The following is a 16798-nucleotide window of genomic DNA, read 5'->3' as shown; positions in this document are numbered from 1 at the left end:
AGGGTCCGCTCATGAAAGCGACGGCTCCAGTTGCCGCAGCAACGTCACCAATAGATCCACGTCCGCCTCCGTGTGCGCAGCGGACAGGGAAATGCGCAATCGAGAACTCCCCTTTGACACTGTCGGCGGACGGATGGCCGGAACGAGGATGCCTTCGTTGGCCATCGCGGCGCTCAATGCCACGGCTTCGGAATTTTCCCCGACGATCAAAGGCTGGATCGCGGTCTGCGAAGAAAGCAACCGCCACTTGCGCAATTCGAGCGTACCGGAAATCCGCGCGGACAATTCGATAAGGCGCTGGCGCCGCCAGGCTTCGGCGCGCATGAGTTCGACGCTTTTCATCAGCGCCGCCGCCAACGGCGGCGGACTCGCGGTGGTATAGATGTAGGTGCGCGCGCGTTGAATGAGCAGCTCGATGAGTTGCTCGCTGCCGGCGACAAACGCACCGGACACGCCCGCTGCCTTGCCCAGCGTGCCAACATAGGCAATGTGCGGAGAATCGAGTCCAAAATGGGCCAGTGCCCCGCCGCCGCTTTTACCCAGCACTCCGAACCCGTGTGCATCATCCACCACCAGCCAGGCTCCGAAGCGTTCGCACAGGCGCGCGATATCGGATAGCGGCGCGATGTCGCCGTCCATGCTGAAGACCGCGTCGGTTATGACGAGTTTGTCTGCCGCGCGGGAACGCATCAGAAAGGCTTCGAGTGCAGTCGGGTCGCAATGCGGATAACGTTTGCATCGTGCCCGGGACAAAATCATCGCATCGTTGAGGGACGCGTGATTCAAGCGATCGGCGAAGATGTCGCTGGAGCGTCCGGCCAGAACAGTGACGACAGCAAGGTTGGCCAGATAACCGGATGAGAACAACAGCGCCCGGGGCAACCCTGCGAATCCTGCGAGCGCCCGTTCCAGGTCGTCGTGGGTACGATGATGCCCGCTCAACAGATGGGAAGCGCCGGCGCCGAGACCAAATTGGCGTATCGATTCGGCCGCCACTTCGGCGATGCGTGGATCCGCCGCCAGTCCCAAATAGTCGTTACTGCAAAAGGACAGATACTCCCGCCCATCGACCCTGACGCGCGCACCCTGCCGGGATTCCAGAACGCGGCGATGCCGGCGCAGCCCCTGCTGTTCCAGATCGGCAAGTTCGGCAACAAGGTCGCGCATTGCAGGATCGGATCGCGGTTCGATGACCGAACGGAACACCGAAATCCCTCAGTTGGTGCCCGCGCCTTCTTCGCGGCTTTCCATTGGCTTGATGCCAAGTTTGTCGAACAGCATGCGATCGCGATCGGCCACGGGATTGGGCGTGGTCAGCAGCTTTTCGCCGTAGAAGACCGAATTGGCGCCGGCTAAAAAACACAGCGCCTGCGTTTCTTCCGACATGTCTTCGCGGCCTGCGGACAGGCGCACCATGGCTTGCGGCATGGTGATACGCGCCGCGGCGATTGTACGTATGAACTCGAAAGGATCGAGTTCAGGGGTGCCGTACAATGGCGTGCCCTTCACTTGCACCAGATTGTTGATCGGAACACTTTCGGGATAAGGATCGAGGTTGGACAGTTGGGCGATGAGCGCGGCGCGATTTGCACGCGTCTCGCCCATGCCGACGATGCCGCCACAACAGACGCGGATACCGGCCTCCCGCACTTTCTGCAGAGTGTCGAGCCGGTCGTCCTGATCGCGGGTGGTGATGATTTCACCGTACAACGCGGGATCGGTATCGAGATTGTGATTGTAGTAGTCGAGTCCCGCATCCTTGAGCTGTTCAGCCTGCCCTGCCTTGAGCATGCCCAGCGTAGCGCAGGTCTCCAGGCCAAGCGCTTTGATCTCTCGCACCATCTTCGCCACCTGTTCCAGATCGCGTTGCTTCGGCCCACGCCAGGCTGCGCCCATGCAGAATCGCGAAGCGCCATTGTGCTTTGCTGCCCTCGCGGCCCGAACGACCGCATCGACCGACATCAGCGCCTCGTTTTCCACGCCGGTGTGATAGCGCGCGGCCTGCGGACAATAGCCGCAATCTTCGGGACAACCCCCGGTCTTGATGGACAGCAGGGTGGAAAGCTGCACTTCATTGGGTGCAAAGTGCTGCCTGTGAATCTGCTGAGCTTGATAGATCAGATCACTGAACGGAGCGGACAACAGCGCTTCAACTCGGATAACGGTCCAGACCGCGGGTTTGGCGGCGGGTTTATTTCGGATGATGGTTTGCGCGACGTCGGGCATGATGCTATCCGTTGCAGGTTGGAATTTGGACATAGGGATGGTCGGGGAAGCGCTGATCCGTGTCAAATTCAATTTATCGCATTTTTGACGACTGTCTGCCGATTGCCCAATGGCTGATGTCTCCTGTTTGCCTGCTGTGCGGCGGGCGCGGCGATGGGGATGGCCTGTGCGGAGGCTGCCGCAACAGCTTGCCCAGGCTGGCAGGCACGCGCTGTCCGGTCTGCGCGATACCTGATCCGACCGGAGAACTATGCGGACGCTGCCTCAATAAGCCACCGCATTTCGATCGTGTCGTTGCGCCATTCATGTATGAATTTCCCGTCACAGTCCTGATCCAGGGGTTGAAGTATCGCGGCAATCTTGCCTGCGCACGACCGCTGGCCGCGGGTTTGGCCGAGGCGCTGGACGAAGAGCCCGGTCCGGATCTGATCATTCCAATGCCGCTGGCGCGCGCGCGACTGGCGGGCCGTGGATTCAATCAGGCGATGGAAATTTCGCGACGGCTGGCAACGGACTTTGGCCTGGATATTTCCGTCGACATCTGCCATCGGCTGCGCGAAAGCGCTCCGCAGGCAGTCCTGCCATGGAAGCAACGCGCGACAAATGTGCGCAACGCCTTTGCGTGTGATGTTGATGTGAGCAGAAAATCAGTGGCCGTCGTAGATGACGTGCTGACCACCGGAGCGACGCTCAACGAACTGGCGCTAACGCTCAAACGCCGCGGCGCGCGCGAAGTCATCGGCTGGATTGCGGCGCGAACACCCGCGCCGGGCGAAGTCTGACGACTATTTTTTCTTCTGGGCGGAAAGCTCGCGCAACTGTCGCTCGACGAATTCCTGCAGCTCCGGCGTCAGTTGCCTCGACTCGATGGCGTGCTGAAACGCGTCGCGCGCTTCCGCGGATTGATTCGCGGCGCGCAAGGATATTCCGAGACCCATCATCCAAACGCCGTTGCCGGGTACACCACGCAGGGCGGCGCGATAATAGTCCACCGCCTCCCGGTGCCGTCCTTCCCGCTGCAACAATGCCGCGAGGAAGGCATGGAAGTCGGGATCGGATTGAACATAGGGTAGCGCGCCCACCATCGTATTGATCGCACCGGCTACCTCGCCGCGCTCCACTTCCAGACGCGCCAGTACCATGGCATGGCGCGGCTGCCGCGGATTGATCTCGAGCGCCTTGCGCAAGAGCTGTTCCGCCTCGTTGTTGCGCCCGTTGTCCAGCAGCAGCCCGAGCAACGCCTGGCGCGCACCACTATGCGACGGATCCTGCTTCAGCGCGTCGCGGAAATCCAACTCGGCCGAATTCGCCCGGCCCTCCTGAAGTTGCGTTACACCCCTGCGGAATGCAATCTCGGCGCGTTCTGGTGGCGTCACCTCACGCATCTGCTTGTCGATCGCGCCCGGTGCGTTCTCCGCGACGGCCAACGGACCCGCAGCCGGGGGCGCTACTCGCTCGGGGGTGGTCGCAGTTGGCTTGGTTACCGCTTCGATCTTGGCTACGGTATCCGGTGCTTGCGGTTTTTCAGCTCGAGATAAGGGCGCAGCTACGACATCCACGACCGGTCTTGCAACGCCGGGCTTCACATTGCGCCCGGTACCCGCCGGTTTCTCCGGCCGCGCCGACAGCGGACCAATGAGGCTCAATTCATCCGAGCGCCTGGAGACGGGGTTGAACGTTGCCGTTTGCGCAGGCGGCCCCGCCACCGGCACCTTCGCTGCTGGCACAGGCGCCGGCAAAAGCACCGCAGTCGGCTTGGAAGCGATCTGCTGGGCGTTGTCCTCCGGTGCTCGACGGCCGCTAGAGATGAAAAAAGCCACTGCGATAAGAACGACCACGAGTACTGCGGTGACCACGTACATCCGGAGGGGCGATTGCGGTCGATCTGGGACGGCACGCACGTAAGGAGGCAGGGTTTTCAGCTCGGACTCGGATGCATGACGCTTTTCGAGGTCCTGCAGAACGTCGTTGATCAGACTCATTGATTCAGATACCAGTAAATCAACGCTGCGACGCCGCCCATCGCGACGGCGCCGGCCCAGACCATCGGAGAATAAACTGGTCGGGCGGAGGGTGTGTCCTTCGCTGCGCTGCGAACATGCGCTGAGGATACATAGTGATTGCCCTCTCCGTATGCCGCCAGCATCGCCTTGTGCGCGAGCACATTGATCAATCGCGGCACGCCTCGACTCGCCTTGTAAAGCGCATCCAGTGCCGCGGCGTTGAACAGGCGATCGCCCATGTACCCGGCAATCCGGAGGCGATGCGAAACGTAGTACTCGAGTTCGCGACGTGAGAGCGGCGAGAGATGATATTGGAACGTGATGCGTTGCTGCAGTTGTCGGACCGACTCGTGAGCCAGCTTCGCGTCGAGTTCGGGTTGTCCGAACAACACCACCTGGAAAAGCTTGCGCTTCTCGGTTTCCAGATTGGACAACAGACGCAACGATTCCAGCGTTTCCAGCGGCATTGCCTGTGCTTCATCCAGGCAGACCACCACGCGCTTGCCCGCCCGCGCGTGCCCGAGCAGCACATGATTCAAGGCTTTCAGAAGGCCATGCTGGTCGTCATCGCGATCGAAATCCACGCGCAGCTCTTCGGCCAGAGCCAACAGCAACCCGTGCGGGTCGAGCAGCGGATTGGGAATATAAGCCGTAACGTTGTCGTCGTCGAGCTGGGACAGGAATCGGCGGCATAACAAGGTTTTGCCGGTCCCGACTTCGCCCGTAACCTTCATGAACCCTTCGCCGTTGACCGCAGCGACCAGTAGCGTATTGAGTGCCTCCTGATGCGGAGTGCAGGCAAAAGCGAAACTCGTATCAGGCGTCAGTCCGAACGGTGGCTCACGCAGGGCGAAATGGGTGCGGTACATCGTCAGCGCTGACGCCGGATCGGCGTGACAGCCGGATTTTTCGCGGCGCCGGGATGATTACTGCGCCGGCACAGCAGAATTTGCGGGCTTGGGTCTGAACGTGGGGCGGTCACTGCGTTCGTAAGCATCGATGCGCTCTTTGGCATCCAGTATATCCTGACGCCAAGTTGCGTCGTTTTCGATGACGGTTGGTTTGAGCAGGATCACCAGCTCGCTTTTTGTAACAGAGCGGCTCTTGCTACTGAAAAGATTGCCGACCACGGGCAGGGTTCCCAATACTGGCACGCCGCTGCTGTCGCGCGTAGTCGTTTCCTTCATCAGACCACCGATGGCGACGATGTTTGAGTTGGACACCCGCACGATGGTGTCGCTCTCGCTGATCGTGCTGGATGCCAGCGGCAGCCGGAAACTGCCAGCCGTGCCAAGATCGATATTCTTTGTCTTTTCAATGACACTGGAAACCGACGGGTGAATATGCAGGATGATCTGATTGTTTTCGTCGATTTGCGGTGTCACATCGAGCGCCACGCCGGAGAAGAACGGCGACACGGTAATGGTCGGCGACTGCGTGCTGGAGGTACCAACATTTGTGGTAGTCGTGGTGATATTGGTTACGAAGAACTCGTCGGTGCCGACTTTCAGCACCGCTTTCTGGTTGTTCAGAGTGGCGATGCGCGGGCTGGATAACACCTGCAGATTGCCTTGGGTTTCAAGAAAAGATATCAATGCGGCAAAGTTACTGGTCTGGAACGCGAGGCCGAACAAGGATCCAGGCGTGCCCAGACCCGCGCTGATCACGCCTGGCGCCGCCGGATCCGAAGAGAGCAGCGAACTCGAGGATACCGTACCGTCCGGATTGCGCGACGTAAAGGCACTGATGGTCCCGCTAGGCGTAAGCGTCCCGCCGGGACCGAGCACGCCGCCGGCCAGCCGGCTGTTCGCGCCCTGGCTGAATGCAGCCCAATTGACCCCCGTCTGATGACTGTCGGACAGCTGTACTTCGATGATCTTGGCTTCCAGCATCACTTGACGCTCGATCACCACCTGCATGGTCTTAAGAAATTCGGCGACACCGCGCAATTCCGAAGGCAATGCGCGTACGACGATCACGCCGGCCTGGGGGCTCATCACCACGATGCGTCCGCCTTCTTTGCCGACGATGGCGCGTAGTGCGGCATCTATCTCTGCCCAGAAATCGTTGTTCGAAGTGGTGCTGATGCGGCTGCTCTCAAGTGCCGTTGTCGACGCGCCGGTGCCGCTCGTGGTGCCGGGCTGCGCGGTAGCCCCGGTAGTGGAAGAGGAATCGGTTAGGGCTCCGGATGTCACCCTTACCTCGGTCTTGCCCTTGCGCTGGCTCATCAGGTAGTTCACCTGGTACACGCGCGTTTGCAGGCTGAGAGGCTCGATCAGGATGCGATTGCCCTGCATTTTGTATTCGTAACCGTAGACCTCGCGAATCGTATCCAAGGCTTCGAATACCGTCACATCGCGCAGGTTCACCGAGATCTGATCCTTGACTCCGGGATGCACAACCATGCTGTAGCGGGTGCCGGAAACGATCGCCATGAACACCTGACCCGCTGGTGCATTGTTGACCGCCAGATCGAATCGCGGCTCGATCGGCCGACCGTCGACCTTCGGCATTTCCACCGTCAGCGGGGGCAATAGCGCACGGCCGACGTCCTCGGACTGAGGGGTGGATTGCCGGAGGCGCGAGGCATTGGACATTTCTTTCTTCGCGCTGTCGTAAGTCGTGCCGGTGGGCGTCATCGTCGCGCACGCACCCAGCAGACTCAGCAGGAACACGGCGAGAGTCCGTCTCATGGCATCACTTGTATTTTTCATTTCTTCATTCCGGAGTGACTGGATCTCGCAGCTTTCGTGTTTTTTTCCACATCCGGCGCGTGCGTGCGCTTAGCCATGCCGGGGCTTGCATCGGCGGCGTCCAGCCTCATCACATCGGGAAACAGGTGGACAACACGCAATCCTTCCTGCGTGCGCAGCGTCACGCGCTCCTCTGCAACGGCAATCAGTTCGGCACCCGCAATCGAGCCGCCCAGCTGAACGACCTCACCGTTGATGATCGCGTAACGGCGTTCGGGCGAAATGAGTACCGACTGCAGAACCCATCCCGACTGTTCGATCTTGCCTGCGGCTCCCTTGGCACTCGCAGCCGGCGGAGGCCGGGTCGGATCACGCAAAGCCTGTGCGGCTGCTGTCGATGCGGTCACGACGCAGATCAGTGCGGCCAGGATCGGCGAATAGCGCATCAAACGACCAGCCACGCTTCCTCCAGACTGAGGGTATACAGCGTAATCGTCATGAGCACTCGTGGGTAGTCGACGGCGTTCACGCTGGTGCGTGCGAAAAACATGCGCCATGGAAGTTTCTCCAGTCGCGCCTGATACTCCAGCAAGTCAAGATAGTTGCCTTCGACCGTCAACTCTATGCCGTGTTTGTAGACCAGATTTTTCGACGGCGCGGCTGATTTTGCCGCCGCGTTGTCGGCATGGGCGCCCGCCGGTTCCATCAGGGCTGCGACCGGAAGCGTGCGCAGTTTCACCAGACGCACGTGTGAATCGCGGCTCAGCATGTCTTCAAGAACCCTGACCATCCGGTTGGGCGGCACCAGCCCCTGCTGAACGCTTCGCAGCTCGGTGTCATAACTCCCCAATTGACGCCGCAGATCATCGATGCGCTTGCGTCCTTCCGCATCCGCATCCTGGTTGAGCAGGCGGGACATTTCCGCGTTCTGCTTCTGCAATTGGGCGAGATCGATGCGGTGCTTCTCGGCATTGGCCGCCAGGATTTTATGTTTGGCAAGCGCGCCATCGATCGCCAGGACAAAGCCCAATCCGGCAATGATTGCCACCCCGGCCGCGAACACCATCACGCGCTCGCGCGGCTTCAGGGCGTCAAATCTGCGAGCCAGCTTTCCCCATGCCTGCCTCATTGCGTACCAGCCCTGGGCACGGCAGTCGCATCCGGCTTGGTAGCCAGCCTGAATTCCACGTAGTTGGGACGGACCGGGTTCTTGGCAGCGGGATCGGGCGCAGGCTCCTGGATTACCAATTCCGAAAAGGGATGCCCCTGCATCGCATTTTCCCCGTTCAAACGCTTGAGATAACTCGGGACATAGGCGGCTTGCAGCGCGCGCCCTTCGACCGAAACGTCGCGTCCCGCAGTCGCGATGCTCAATCCGGTCAACCAGACGCCTTCGAAAGACTGGCGCGCGAACGCCCTGAAATGGTCGGAAAAGCCACGGGTATCCCCGAGTTCGCCAGAGTGCAGCATGTTCATGGCTTCCTGCCGACCTTTGACGTCCCCCTCCAGCTTGGCAGCCTCCTCGGTAATCCGCGGATCGTGCTGGCGCGATGCCATTTGACTTCCCAATCGTTGCGCGTCGGCCTGTGCGGTAGCCACCTGCCGCTCCAGTTCGCGCTCCTGTTGCTCAGCGGAACGCAAGCTGATCGACTGATAGCCGGCGATCGCGACGACCAACGCTGTAGTCGCCACCCATCCGGCGGCTGCGCCCTTCATGGACATCAGCGCGCGTTTCGCCTCGAAGGCCGGGTTATACAGGTTGATCTGCTGCGGCATGACTGTTTCTTCTCCGTCCTATGCCGATTCGACACGCAACGCCGTGCCGAGCGTCTGCCACCGCATCATCTGTTCAGTCGGTTCGCGCAGTTCCGGCACCTCGTGAAAATCGAGAACATCGCCCAGATTCACCGGTTCCACCGGTGCTGACAGATTTCCCGCAAGGTAGGCGGACAATCCCAGTTCTTCCGGCAATGGCGCCAGCAGCAGACGCGCAAGCGGAATGTTGCTGAACTGGCGATCGAAGTGATCCAGCGAGCGCTGCAATTCCAGGGCAATGCGTTCGAACAATTGATCGCGCACCTCCGTCCGCACATCGACGAGTTGATCGAGACTGATCTCGATCCGGCGTGACAGATAAAGTTCGCCTCTGGCGCTGAACGTGAGCAGTCCACCTTCCTCGCTGAAGCTGAGCATAGCCAGGGCGCGCTGGTCGGATTCGAACAGGGTGGCGAGATTACGCTGCGCCATCTCGGCGACCTCGATTACGCGCAACGGAATCTTGGCCTGCGCGAACATTTTCATGCGCGCTTCAATGTCCTGGTTGCGCGCCGACACCGCGTAGACCGATCGGCCGCGATTGGCAGCAGCCTGGTCTGCGGGAATCGCCACGACATCGACGGTCGCGGTCTCCACCGGATACTCGAGAAAGTCCTTCAGCCGCCAGCGCACGGCCGACTTCATCTCCGCTTCGGGAACGTTCGGCGCATCGATCAATTGCAACTGGTATTGACGTGCCGGCAGCAGGGTCGCACAACTGAACCGATCCAGATGCGCTTCGCGGCGTAGCCGCTGCAGCGTCTCGACTTCGTCACCCACATTGGGGAATTGCGCGCACACATTTACGACTGGCCGCCCCGAACCGTTACGACGAACCTGCCCGACCTCTGCGCGATTGCCATAGAGGTTTACCGCCGCTAATTCGGCAGCCCGTTGTCGGGAAAACAGAGGGCGCATCGATGTCATCTTAATTTTGCGCTCGAAGGTATATCAATAACCCATTGTCGTCAATGCGGAATTTCAGACTTCAATTGATTTAATAAACTTCACGCAAATAGAGAAATTGATCTGCGCTTTTGAACACGCCAAATGCCGCTCGCCCCTGCGGGTTTTTGTCATAGGTCGCGGCTCCCCAGTTACCCTGTAGCCAGATTTTACTTGCGCCAGTCGCCGGAGTAGAACTCGCCCCGACGCAGGTGTTGCCCGAGGCTGTCCCCAGATTTACCGTCAGATCCACCGCGCCATCGTTGCTACTGCCGGGTTTGGTGAGCTTCACAGTCGCCGCTCCGGAACTGAACGAGAGCGTGCCGGTTGGACTCATCTGCGTCTCGCAGGTGGGGCCCAGGTTCGTTCCGGCGACGAAACTGAAGCTCACGTCACTCGCCAAGAGTGTCGTGCAACTGTCAGCGCTGTTCGTGACGAAGAGACCACTGCTGTTGTAGTACTCGACGGTCAGTGGCAATGGCAGGTCGAGCAGTGTGCTGCCGAAAGCGTTGCCGAGACGCATGCGCCCGAAGCGCATCTCCTTGGCGGTCACGGGCGAAAACGCGATGCCGTTGCCAGCGGTCGCCGCGCTGAACGCTGCCGGATTGCCGGCAAAGACAACGGAGTCGCCGTCGATTATGTTGAGTGCCAAGGCAATATCTGCATTGAACGGCAAATTCGGCGTAGTAGTGCTGCGAGTAAACGCGAGTCCCGTACCCGATGAGAACGTTAGCGTGCCAACGCCGCTGGCAAATGCCCCTATGGCAGGATCAGCGGTCGTTAGCGGCAGCGAACTGTAGTCGAGCAAAGGCGTCGTGCCGCCGCCCAGGGCGTCGAACCGTGAATAACGCCCCGATTGTGTGCTGTACGGCGCCTGATTCAGGCTTGTGCCCGCGACATTGGAAAACTTGGCGTACGAGCCGGCGTAGTTCGCGGTGGTCGCATTGGTCAACCCGTTGGTCGTGCCATTTCTCGCGGTCACCGTGATTACCGGCGGAGTCGAATACGCGAATGTCTGTCCGACATAGCTGAACGTTCCACATGCAGGTGCAAAGGAAGGCGCATTCAAACTCACGTTGAAGTTGTCAGGGATGAAACGTCCGAAGCCGCTTACACCGAGAGTCTGGGCAACAGCGGTGCTGCCCAGCAAACAGCCGTACTTTCCACTGACGAGGGAATTGGAAAAATCGGCGGTGCAGTCACTGGCCTGATCGACGCTGGTAAAGCCGGAGTCGAAAACGGCATTGGCTAGGAGGCCGACATTGCCGACCTCGCTGTAGAAAAAGCTTGCGCCGGACGCGGTTCCGGTGGCTGCCGGCGCCGCACTGAAGCTGCCGCCGATCGTACCGGCGGTCGGCGTACCCACGATCTTGGTGTTGTCGATCACGGGCGCTCCGTCATAGCCAATCACCGAAGCGGCAGTTAGGTTGAAGTTGGCCCCAGTCTTGATGGCTGGAGCGCCCGAAGTGTTGTTCTGGGTCGCGTTCGTGGATGTTATGGTGAAAGATTGCGGGCGGATCGTGAAATTGTCGGTCGAGCAACCGACATTGGCTCCCTGGGTCACCCGGATACGCGCGTTGCGCACCGCCTTTACCGGCGCCGTGATGGTCACGTTGACGCGCCCGCTCGCCCACGCAATCGCCGCCGGCACCGTCTGCGTTTGAATCACTGTAACCCAAGTCGTGCGGCAATTGCTGGCTGCGGTCAGCGTGCCACCAACGGGGCTGGCATCGATCACATCCACAGTGAGCGTCGTAGTGAGGGGAGCCGCGTTCACCGTATTGTTGCTCACGGCGACAATGGACACAGTGAAGGCAGTGCCGACCAGCTTGGTATACAGACGTCCCAATACCGCACCCGCCGGCGTGGTGGTCTCAAACGCGTTAAACGCGCCCGGCCCACCATTGAAGCCCGCCAGGGGGTCGCCGATGGCGAAGTCATTATTGCCGGCGACAAGAAGCGTGATATTCGATACTTGCGTGTTGAGCGGGTTGGCCGCGACCAATGTGGTGGGGTTCCAGTTTGTGCCGTCATAACGCTGCACGATGAAGTTGGCCGTGTTGGCGCCGGCGTCGACATCGCCCGCCACAAAGGTGAAGATCGCACTAATGGCCGTTCCGACCGTGAGTCCGGAGTTATTGACCCTCCAGTAGCGGTTGACGCTATTGTTGGCGTCGATGCTGGTTGACGCAATCGGGGTCGTCACTTGCGGGTGATCCGGCGTGAGCGTCGATACCGTCAGACTGCCCGCGGTAGTGGTAGTGCCGGCGCTGACATTGACAGGCGTGAAGTTGGTGGCATCCCCAACAGGAAAATCGTTTCCGGCGAAATAGCTGAGTGCGGCGCCGGCAGCGTAGTTTTTCTGAATGGATCCCGCCACGTAGCTGCTCGCACTGGGGGTGGCGATCGTCGCGGCCGTCCCGAGAATCACCCGGTTCGCGCCGGTCACGATATCCCCGTTGGTGAAAGTCAGCGTGCCGTTCACCGTCGGGGTGGTATTGATAGCCAGATTGTTCGATGCCTTGTTGATGGTGAAGTTGTTGAAGGTTGTCGCGGCTGTGCCACCTATCGCCGGCGCAGCGCTGGTGCCGGTGAACGTGACGGTGGTGGACCCTTGGGTGAAGGTGCCGTTGTTGGTCCAGTTGCCGCTCGCATTCCCCGCGCCAATGTTGATGGCAAGGCCCGCGCTTGGGTTCAGATTGTTGAGTGTCTGAATCGTCAGATCGTTCAGAATATTGGTCGAAGATCGCATCAGGATGTTTCTCGCGGGTCCCGAAGCGAGCACAAGATTCCACACGTTCAGTTGCCCACCCGCGCCATTGATGTAAGAGATGTCGTTGGCCGAGGTCGTGGTAGCGCTTCCGAACTGCAGCGTCCCGCCCGTTATATTTTGCGTCGCCGAACGGATGTCTACGTCGTCCGTGGTGGCGTTGCCGTTGGTCGCGATTATGGTTCCTCCCGACCAGTTCAAGGTGGTGGCGCTTCCCAGCAGGAAGGTATAGACCGGCCCCGCGTCGATGGTCTGCAGGGTAATGGTCCCGCCGCTCATCGTGAAGGTACCGGCGCCGTTATTAGCGGAACTGTTGATTCCGCCGGTCACTGTCAGCGCGCCGCCGTCCATCTGGAACAAAGTCGTAGCGGCGTTGCCCAGCGTCAGCAGCGTGTTATCCGCATTGCCGATGGTCATCGTGCCGGCGCTGATCCGCAGCGACCCTCCGTTTAGAGTGACGTTGAAACCGGTGGTGGTCACCGTCGCGGCGGCGTTCAGCCAGAAGCCCCCGCTCGCCGGGATGGCGGGGTCTGCGGTCCAGGGCGTGATATTGCTCGTGTTGGAATGCTTATAGGTGCCGTTGGTGATGGTCAGGAAATTGGCCGGCACCGTCATGTTCGATTGAACGTCCAGGATGTTGGCGTTCGTTGCACCCATATTCAGGGTGATACGGTTGAACGTGTAGGCCCCCGCGCCACTGACGGTCTGATTGCCGTTGCGGCTGAATGTGGTATTGCACAGGCTATTGGCATCCGTAGCGAGGTTCAGGGTGCCGCTATTGGAGAGATTCCCGACCAGCGACAGGGTATGGGTCACGTTCGATGCCGTGTCGACATCGAGCGTGGCGCCGGTCTGGATGGTGACGTTGCCCTGCGTCCCGGCATTGCCGACTGCAAGTGAGCGTGCGGCTGCCGTTGCAAACCGCAGGATGCCGCCGGTATTCACGGTGACGTTCTGCGCCACGGCGGCCGTATCGATGGTGACGGTGTGGCCGTTCAGGACGAAGACATCGTCGGTTGCAAGCGGCACGCGGCCACAGCTCCAGCGCGCGATCGTGTTCCATGTACCGCCACCAGTGGAGTTGCAGGTTGCGGCAACCGCATTGGTGCCCCAGGCCGAAAGAAGCGCACAGACGCAAAACCCGTACAGCGCGGATTTTTTCCACCATCGGTGCCGCGCCGGCAACCCGATGCCGCTCAAAGCGAGCAGCCTTGGCGCTTGCCGAAGGCCGATGGAAAAAGAGACGAGGAAACGTGTCATGGCTGCGATCGATTCATTGGGTCTGCATGTCGTTATCTTGCTGCAAATGCCGTCCCTTGTGGCTACGCACAATGAGAAGGCCGGGATTCAATCAATTTGTTTCCTGTCGCAGGTCTTGCTTCATTCTGCAACAGGCCCTTGGCGCCCATTGAGCCAGTGGCATCGTGATGCGTTTCGCAGTAGCAAATTAGGCAATGCATGGCTTCAGTTGTCGAGCGTCACTTCGAGCTGGCGCTCGACGTAGTACCCGCCTTGAACCCCGGGGCACGAAGTCCCGCTTGGCGGACTGCATCCGGTGGAAGTGATGCGGTAGATATTCTTGGTCACCCCGTTCTCCGAATAGCCGCCTGGAGTGGTGTTCGTACATAGCACGGTCACCGCAAACGCACCGAGAGCGCCGGTGAGTGCGAAAGAAGTGCTGGCGACGGGACAGGAGCCATTGCGCAACGCTTGGTAGACCCCCCACTGGATACCGGCATACGCCGCCTGATAGGCTTTCGCACCCTGAAGGTCCAGTGTCTCCGCCGTATGCTGTGTCGTAGCGACACTAGCGATATACGCCCCTAGCACCGCGATCACCAGGATCAGGAAGATCGCGGTGATCATGGAGACGCCGCGCGCGCGTTTACGGGACATTGTTGACATGCACCTGGTAAACGAGGCTGACGGATTCGCCGCCTTTTGTGAGCCCCAGCTCCAGCGTAATCAGCGCGTTGAGCTGGTTCAGCGTCTGATAGACAAACCGGCAGCGGGAAACATTGGTGGCGAGCAAAGCCGGCGTTCCGGACGGTGGCTGCGGCTGCGCGACGCTGAACGCATAGCCTGCGTAGCGCTGGAGTTGGCCGGTCCCGACATTGCAAACGTAGCTGACCGGCGTACCCACTACATGGAAACGGCGCGCAGGCGATGAAAACGGAAAGGCGCCCCCGCTGAATCCGGTTGTCGCCAACGCTGTTCCGAACGGAGCTGTGGCCGTGCGACGATCGGACCCGGCGTAAACATCCGAACCTGTGATGCCGAGGTTGTAGATGACGATCGAATCGCCCGAGGCAACGTCTACGCCCGGTCCGATCACGTCGAATGTGTCCGCTGCCGCCGTGAAGTCGAGCGAATTGCCGGGGCCACCATCGCGGTATCGGCCGGCGGATTTGATCGGCACGAATTCCATATAACAGGTCAGCGTACCGTCGCAGGTTGCTGCGGTAGTTCGGATACTGTTCGGCAGCGCCGCCCGGACATCGCGAGCAACGCGGCGCAGCGCCGTATCGGCGATATCGGTCAATTCGGCGCGTCGCGTGACATCCTGGTAGGCCTTGATGGGCGCCACGACGAACACGGCCACCGTCCCGGCTAATATGCCCGTCAGCACGATGGTCACGATGGCTTCCACCAGCGTAAAGCCAAGGGCGCGCCACCTGCTTGATAGGGGGAGGGTCATGGCACAGCGTTCGGCGCGTATTGGGTGCGGTGACCCTGCAGTGTCAGGCTTTTGTTACCGGGTCCCGTAACGGTCACGGTGATCTGCAGCGCATCGGTCGCGGCGATCCCGTTCAATGCCGAGGCGGCTACCGTAATGGTCGCGGCGTACCCGCCCAACCCGCTGATGGCATTGCCCGCAATATCGGTGATCGGAGAGATGACAAGACCAGCGTAGTCATTCACGTTGTTGAACGGCGTGCTGGCACTGGTACGGGTCTGGCCCGGTTCCGGTCCCGGCGTTTCGGGCAGGGTACAGCCCGCCGCGCTGGCCGCGGTCCTGGCATTGGGGTCTGTCGGGTCGCAATAAGTAAAGGGCTGACTCTCGACTTCTTCCAGCAACGCCTCGGCGATCGCCAGCATCTGCTTCTGGATCATCGGGTCCGCGCTTTTACGCGATGTCGTGCTGAACACCACCAGCAAGGCAACAACCCCGATGCTGACGATGATGATAAACATGATCATCTCGATCAGCGAAATGCCGCGCTGGCGGGCGGGCTGAATCAAGCAAGGCGCGCGCGTCCGGGAGACCGGACGCGCGGCGGGATCAGGTATGGACATAGCCGGTTTCCGGCTCGACACTGAACGATCGGGAGATATCACCGCTGATTGTGATGACCAGGACGGAAGCGAGCGGCAAGCCCGTCGCTGTGGCGAGGGGGCGGCCGAGTGCGTCGAAAGTCAGCCCGGCTGGAACGGCCGCAAACGTCACGACGGATTTAGCATCGGGCGAGATGGAATAAGGGCTCTGCCCGGCAGGGCCGGTCAGACTGGTGTTGCAAGCCGAAGCGGAACCGGCGGCGGAAGCGAACGTGAAACTGGCCGTCGTGGAAGTGAAGGCGACACAAACATTGCGGCGTTTGGCAATCGCCTGTTTTTGCGCGTAACGCAGGCTCGTCATCACGCTATCGGCAAATCCCTTGGTATTGAAGCTGGCCACACCGCGGAACCTGGGTATGGCGATCACCGCCAGTACGCCGACCAGAATTATCACGACCACCAGTTCGACCAGCGTAAATCCGCGTTGAGCTCGCATCCGCTCTAGCCCGCAGCGCCTGCAAACAGATTGCGCCGGACACCGTTCAGGAATCCGGCGCAGCTCCAAGCACTGCGGTACAGGCAACGTTATTACTGCGCGCAGATGTAGGTAACCAGTGCGGACGCGGTAGCCAACGCAGCGTCCTGGACCCGGCAGGTGCCGACGTTGCCGTCATTGGCCACCACCGAGCAGTCCATAGCGGTTGTTGTTGTCGTGATTATGTTGTATCCACTGGGCACGCCTCCCGTCATGACACCGCCAATAACGCCGGTAGTGCAAACCGCGGCCTGGGTACCATTGACTGCAACCGCAGTGGCGTTGTTGGCTTTTCTCGCGCCGTAGTTGATGGCGAAACCAGATGTTCCCGCTGCGGCTACGCCCAAGACTGCCGCATTGCGGGCTTCGGTGGACAGGTTGATGAACTTCGGCAATGCGGTCGCCGCCAGAATGCCCAGGATGATGATCACGACCACCAGTTCGATCAGGGTAAAACCGTTTTGCTTCGCTTGCATTTGCTTCTCCTCTTCAAGAAATGACACCGTTTGCAAATTCACCGGGCTTCCGAAAAATA

General features: G+C 60.3%; 16 protein-coding genes. 1 reads left to right on the top strand and 15 read right to left on the bottom strand.

The annotated features are described in order from the left end of the window. Window positions 1–9: 9 nt before the first annotated feature. Together bioF and bioB are read right to left on the bottom strand one after the other, a co-directional pair. On the bottom strand, window positions 10–1167 hold the full coding sequence (gene bioF, locus HY067_17750; GenBank protein ID MBI3529799.1) for an 8-amino-7-oxononanoate synthase: 1158 nt from the start codon (window positions 1165–1167) through the stop codon (window positions 10–12). 48 nt (window positions 1168–1215) lie between these two features. Beyond that, window positions 1216–2226, bottom strand: a complete 1011-nt coding sequence (bioB, locus tag HY067_17745; protein MBI3529798.1) for a biotin synthase BioB — start codon at window positions 2224–2226, stop codon at window positions 1216–1218. A 116-nt stretch (window positions 2227–2342) separates the two neighbouring features. On the opposite strand from bioB, the gene HY067_17740 reads away from it, so the two are divergent. Next, window positions 2343–3008, top strand: coding sequence for a ComF family protein (locus HY067_17740; protein MBI3529797.1), 666 nt, complete (start codon window positions 2343–2345; stop codon window positions 3006–3008). A gap of 3 nt (window positions 3009–3011) precedes the next feature. Here HY067_17740 and HY067_17735 read toward each other — a convergent pair whose 3' ends face one another. The 13 genes from HY067_17735 to HY067_17675 form a co-directional block, all read right to left on the bottom strand. Then, the gene (locus tag HY067_17735) at window positions 3012–4208 is read right to left on the bottom strand and encodes a tetratricopeptide repeat protein (protein ID MBI3529796.1); all 1197 of its coding nucleotides are present in this window, start codon (window positions 4206–4208) and stop codon (window positions 3012–3014) included. Then, the gene (locus tag HY067_17730) at window positions 4205–5098 is read right to left on the bottom strand and encodes an AAA family ATPase (GenBank protein ID MBI3529795.1); all 894 of its coding nucleotides are present in this window, start codon (window positions 5096–5098) and stop codon (window positions 4205–4207) included. Before HY067_17730 ends, HY067_17735 begins: the two co-directional genes overlap by 4 nt. Window positions 5099–5155: 57 nt before the next feature. Further along, window positions 5156–6922: a pilus (MSHA type) biogenesis protein MshL gene (mshL, locus tag HY067_17725; protein MBI3529794.1), complete on the bottom strand. Its 1767-nt coding sequence runs from the start codon at window positions 6920–6922 to the stop codon at window positions 5156–5158. A gap of 17 nt (window positions 6923–6939) precedes the next feature. Then, window positions 6940–7383 (bottom strand): hypothetical protein, encoded by a 444-nt coding sequence (locus HY067_17720; protein MBI3529793.1) that lies wholly within the window; start codon window positions 7381–7383, stop codon window positions 6940–6942. Next, window positions 7368–8051, bottom strand: a complete 684-nt coding sequence (locus HY067_17715; GenBank protein MBI3529792.1) for a type II secretion system protein M — start codon at window positions 8049–8051, stop codon at window positions 7368–7370. The genes HY067_17720 and HY067_17715 overlap by 16 nt, the downstream gene beginning before the upstream one ends. Beyond that, window positions 8048–8698: a hypothetical protein gene (locus HY067_17710; GenBank protein MBI3529791.1), complete on the bottom strand. Its 651-nt coding sequence runs from the start codon at window positions 8696–8698 to the stop codon at window positions 8048–8050. Before HY067_17710 ends, HY067_17715 begins: the two co-directional genes overlap by 4 nt. An 18-nt stretch (window positions 8699–8716) precedes the next feature. Next, window positions 8717–9655: an agglutinin biogenesis protein MshI gene (locus tag HY067_17705; protein ID MBI3529790.1), complete on the bottom strand. Its 939-nt coding sequence runs from the start codon at window positions 9653–9655 to the stop codon at window positions 8717–8719. Between the two features lie 79 nt (window positions 9656–9734). Then, a complete protein-coding gene (locus HY067_17700; protein ID MBI3529789.1) occupies window positions 9735–13712 on the bottom strand; it encodes a hypothetical protein in 3978 nt (1325 codons plus the stop codon). A 204-nt stretch (window positions 13713–13916) separates the two neighbouring features. After that, window positions 13917–14348 (bottom strand): agglutinin biogenesis protein MshP, encoded by a 432-nt coding sequence (locus HY067_17695; GenBank protein ID MBI3529788.1) that lies wholly within the window; start codon window positions 14346–14348, stop codon window positions 13917–13919. Continuing rightward, window positions 14338–15150, bottom strand: coding sequence for a type II secretion system protein (locus HY067_17690; GenBank protein ID MBI3529787.1), 813 nt, complete (start codon window positions 15148–15150; stop codon window positions 14338–14340). Before HY067_17690 ends, HY067_17695 begins: the two co-directional genes overlap by 11 nt. Next, a complete protein-coding gene (locus HY067_17685) occupies window positions 15147–15653 on the bottom strand; it encodes a type II secretion system protein (GenBank protein MBI3529786.1) in 507 nt (168 codons plus the stop codon). The genes HY067_17690 and HY067_17685 overlap by 4 nt, the downstream gene beginning before the upstream one ends. Window positions 15654–15735: 82 nt before the next feature. Then, complete coding sequence (locus tag HY067_17680) at window positions 15736–16224, bottom strand: prepilin-type N-terminal cleavage/methylation domain-containing protein (GenBank protein ID MBI3529785.1); 489 nt, start codon at window positions 16222–16224, stop codon at window positions 15736–15738. Between the two features lie 92 nt (window positions 16225–16316). Beyond that, window positions 16317–16739 carry a type II secretion system protein gene (locus HY067_17675; protein ID MBI3529784.1) on the bottom strand — a complete coding sequence of 141 codons (423 nt, stop codon included), beginning with the start codon at window positions 16737–16739 and terminating at the stop codon, window positions 16317–16319. Window positions 16740–16798 lie beyond the last annotated feature (59 nt).

Source organism: Betaproteobacteria bacterium (genome assembly GCA_016194905.1).
Lineage (GTDB): Bacteria > Pseudomonadota > Gammaproteobacteria > Burkholderiales > JACQAP01 > JACQAP01.
This window is presented reverse-complemented; position numbering and strand designations above follow the sequence as displayed.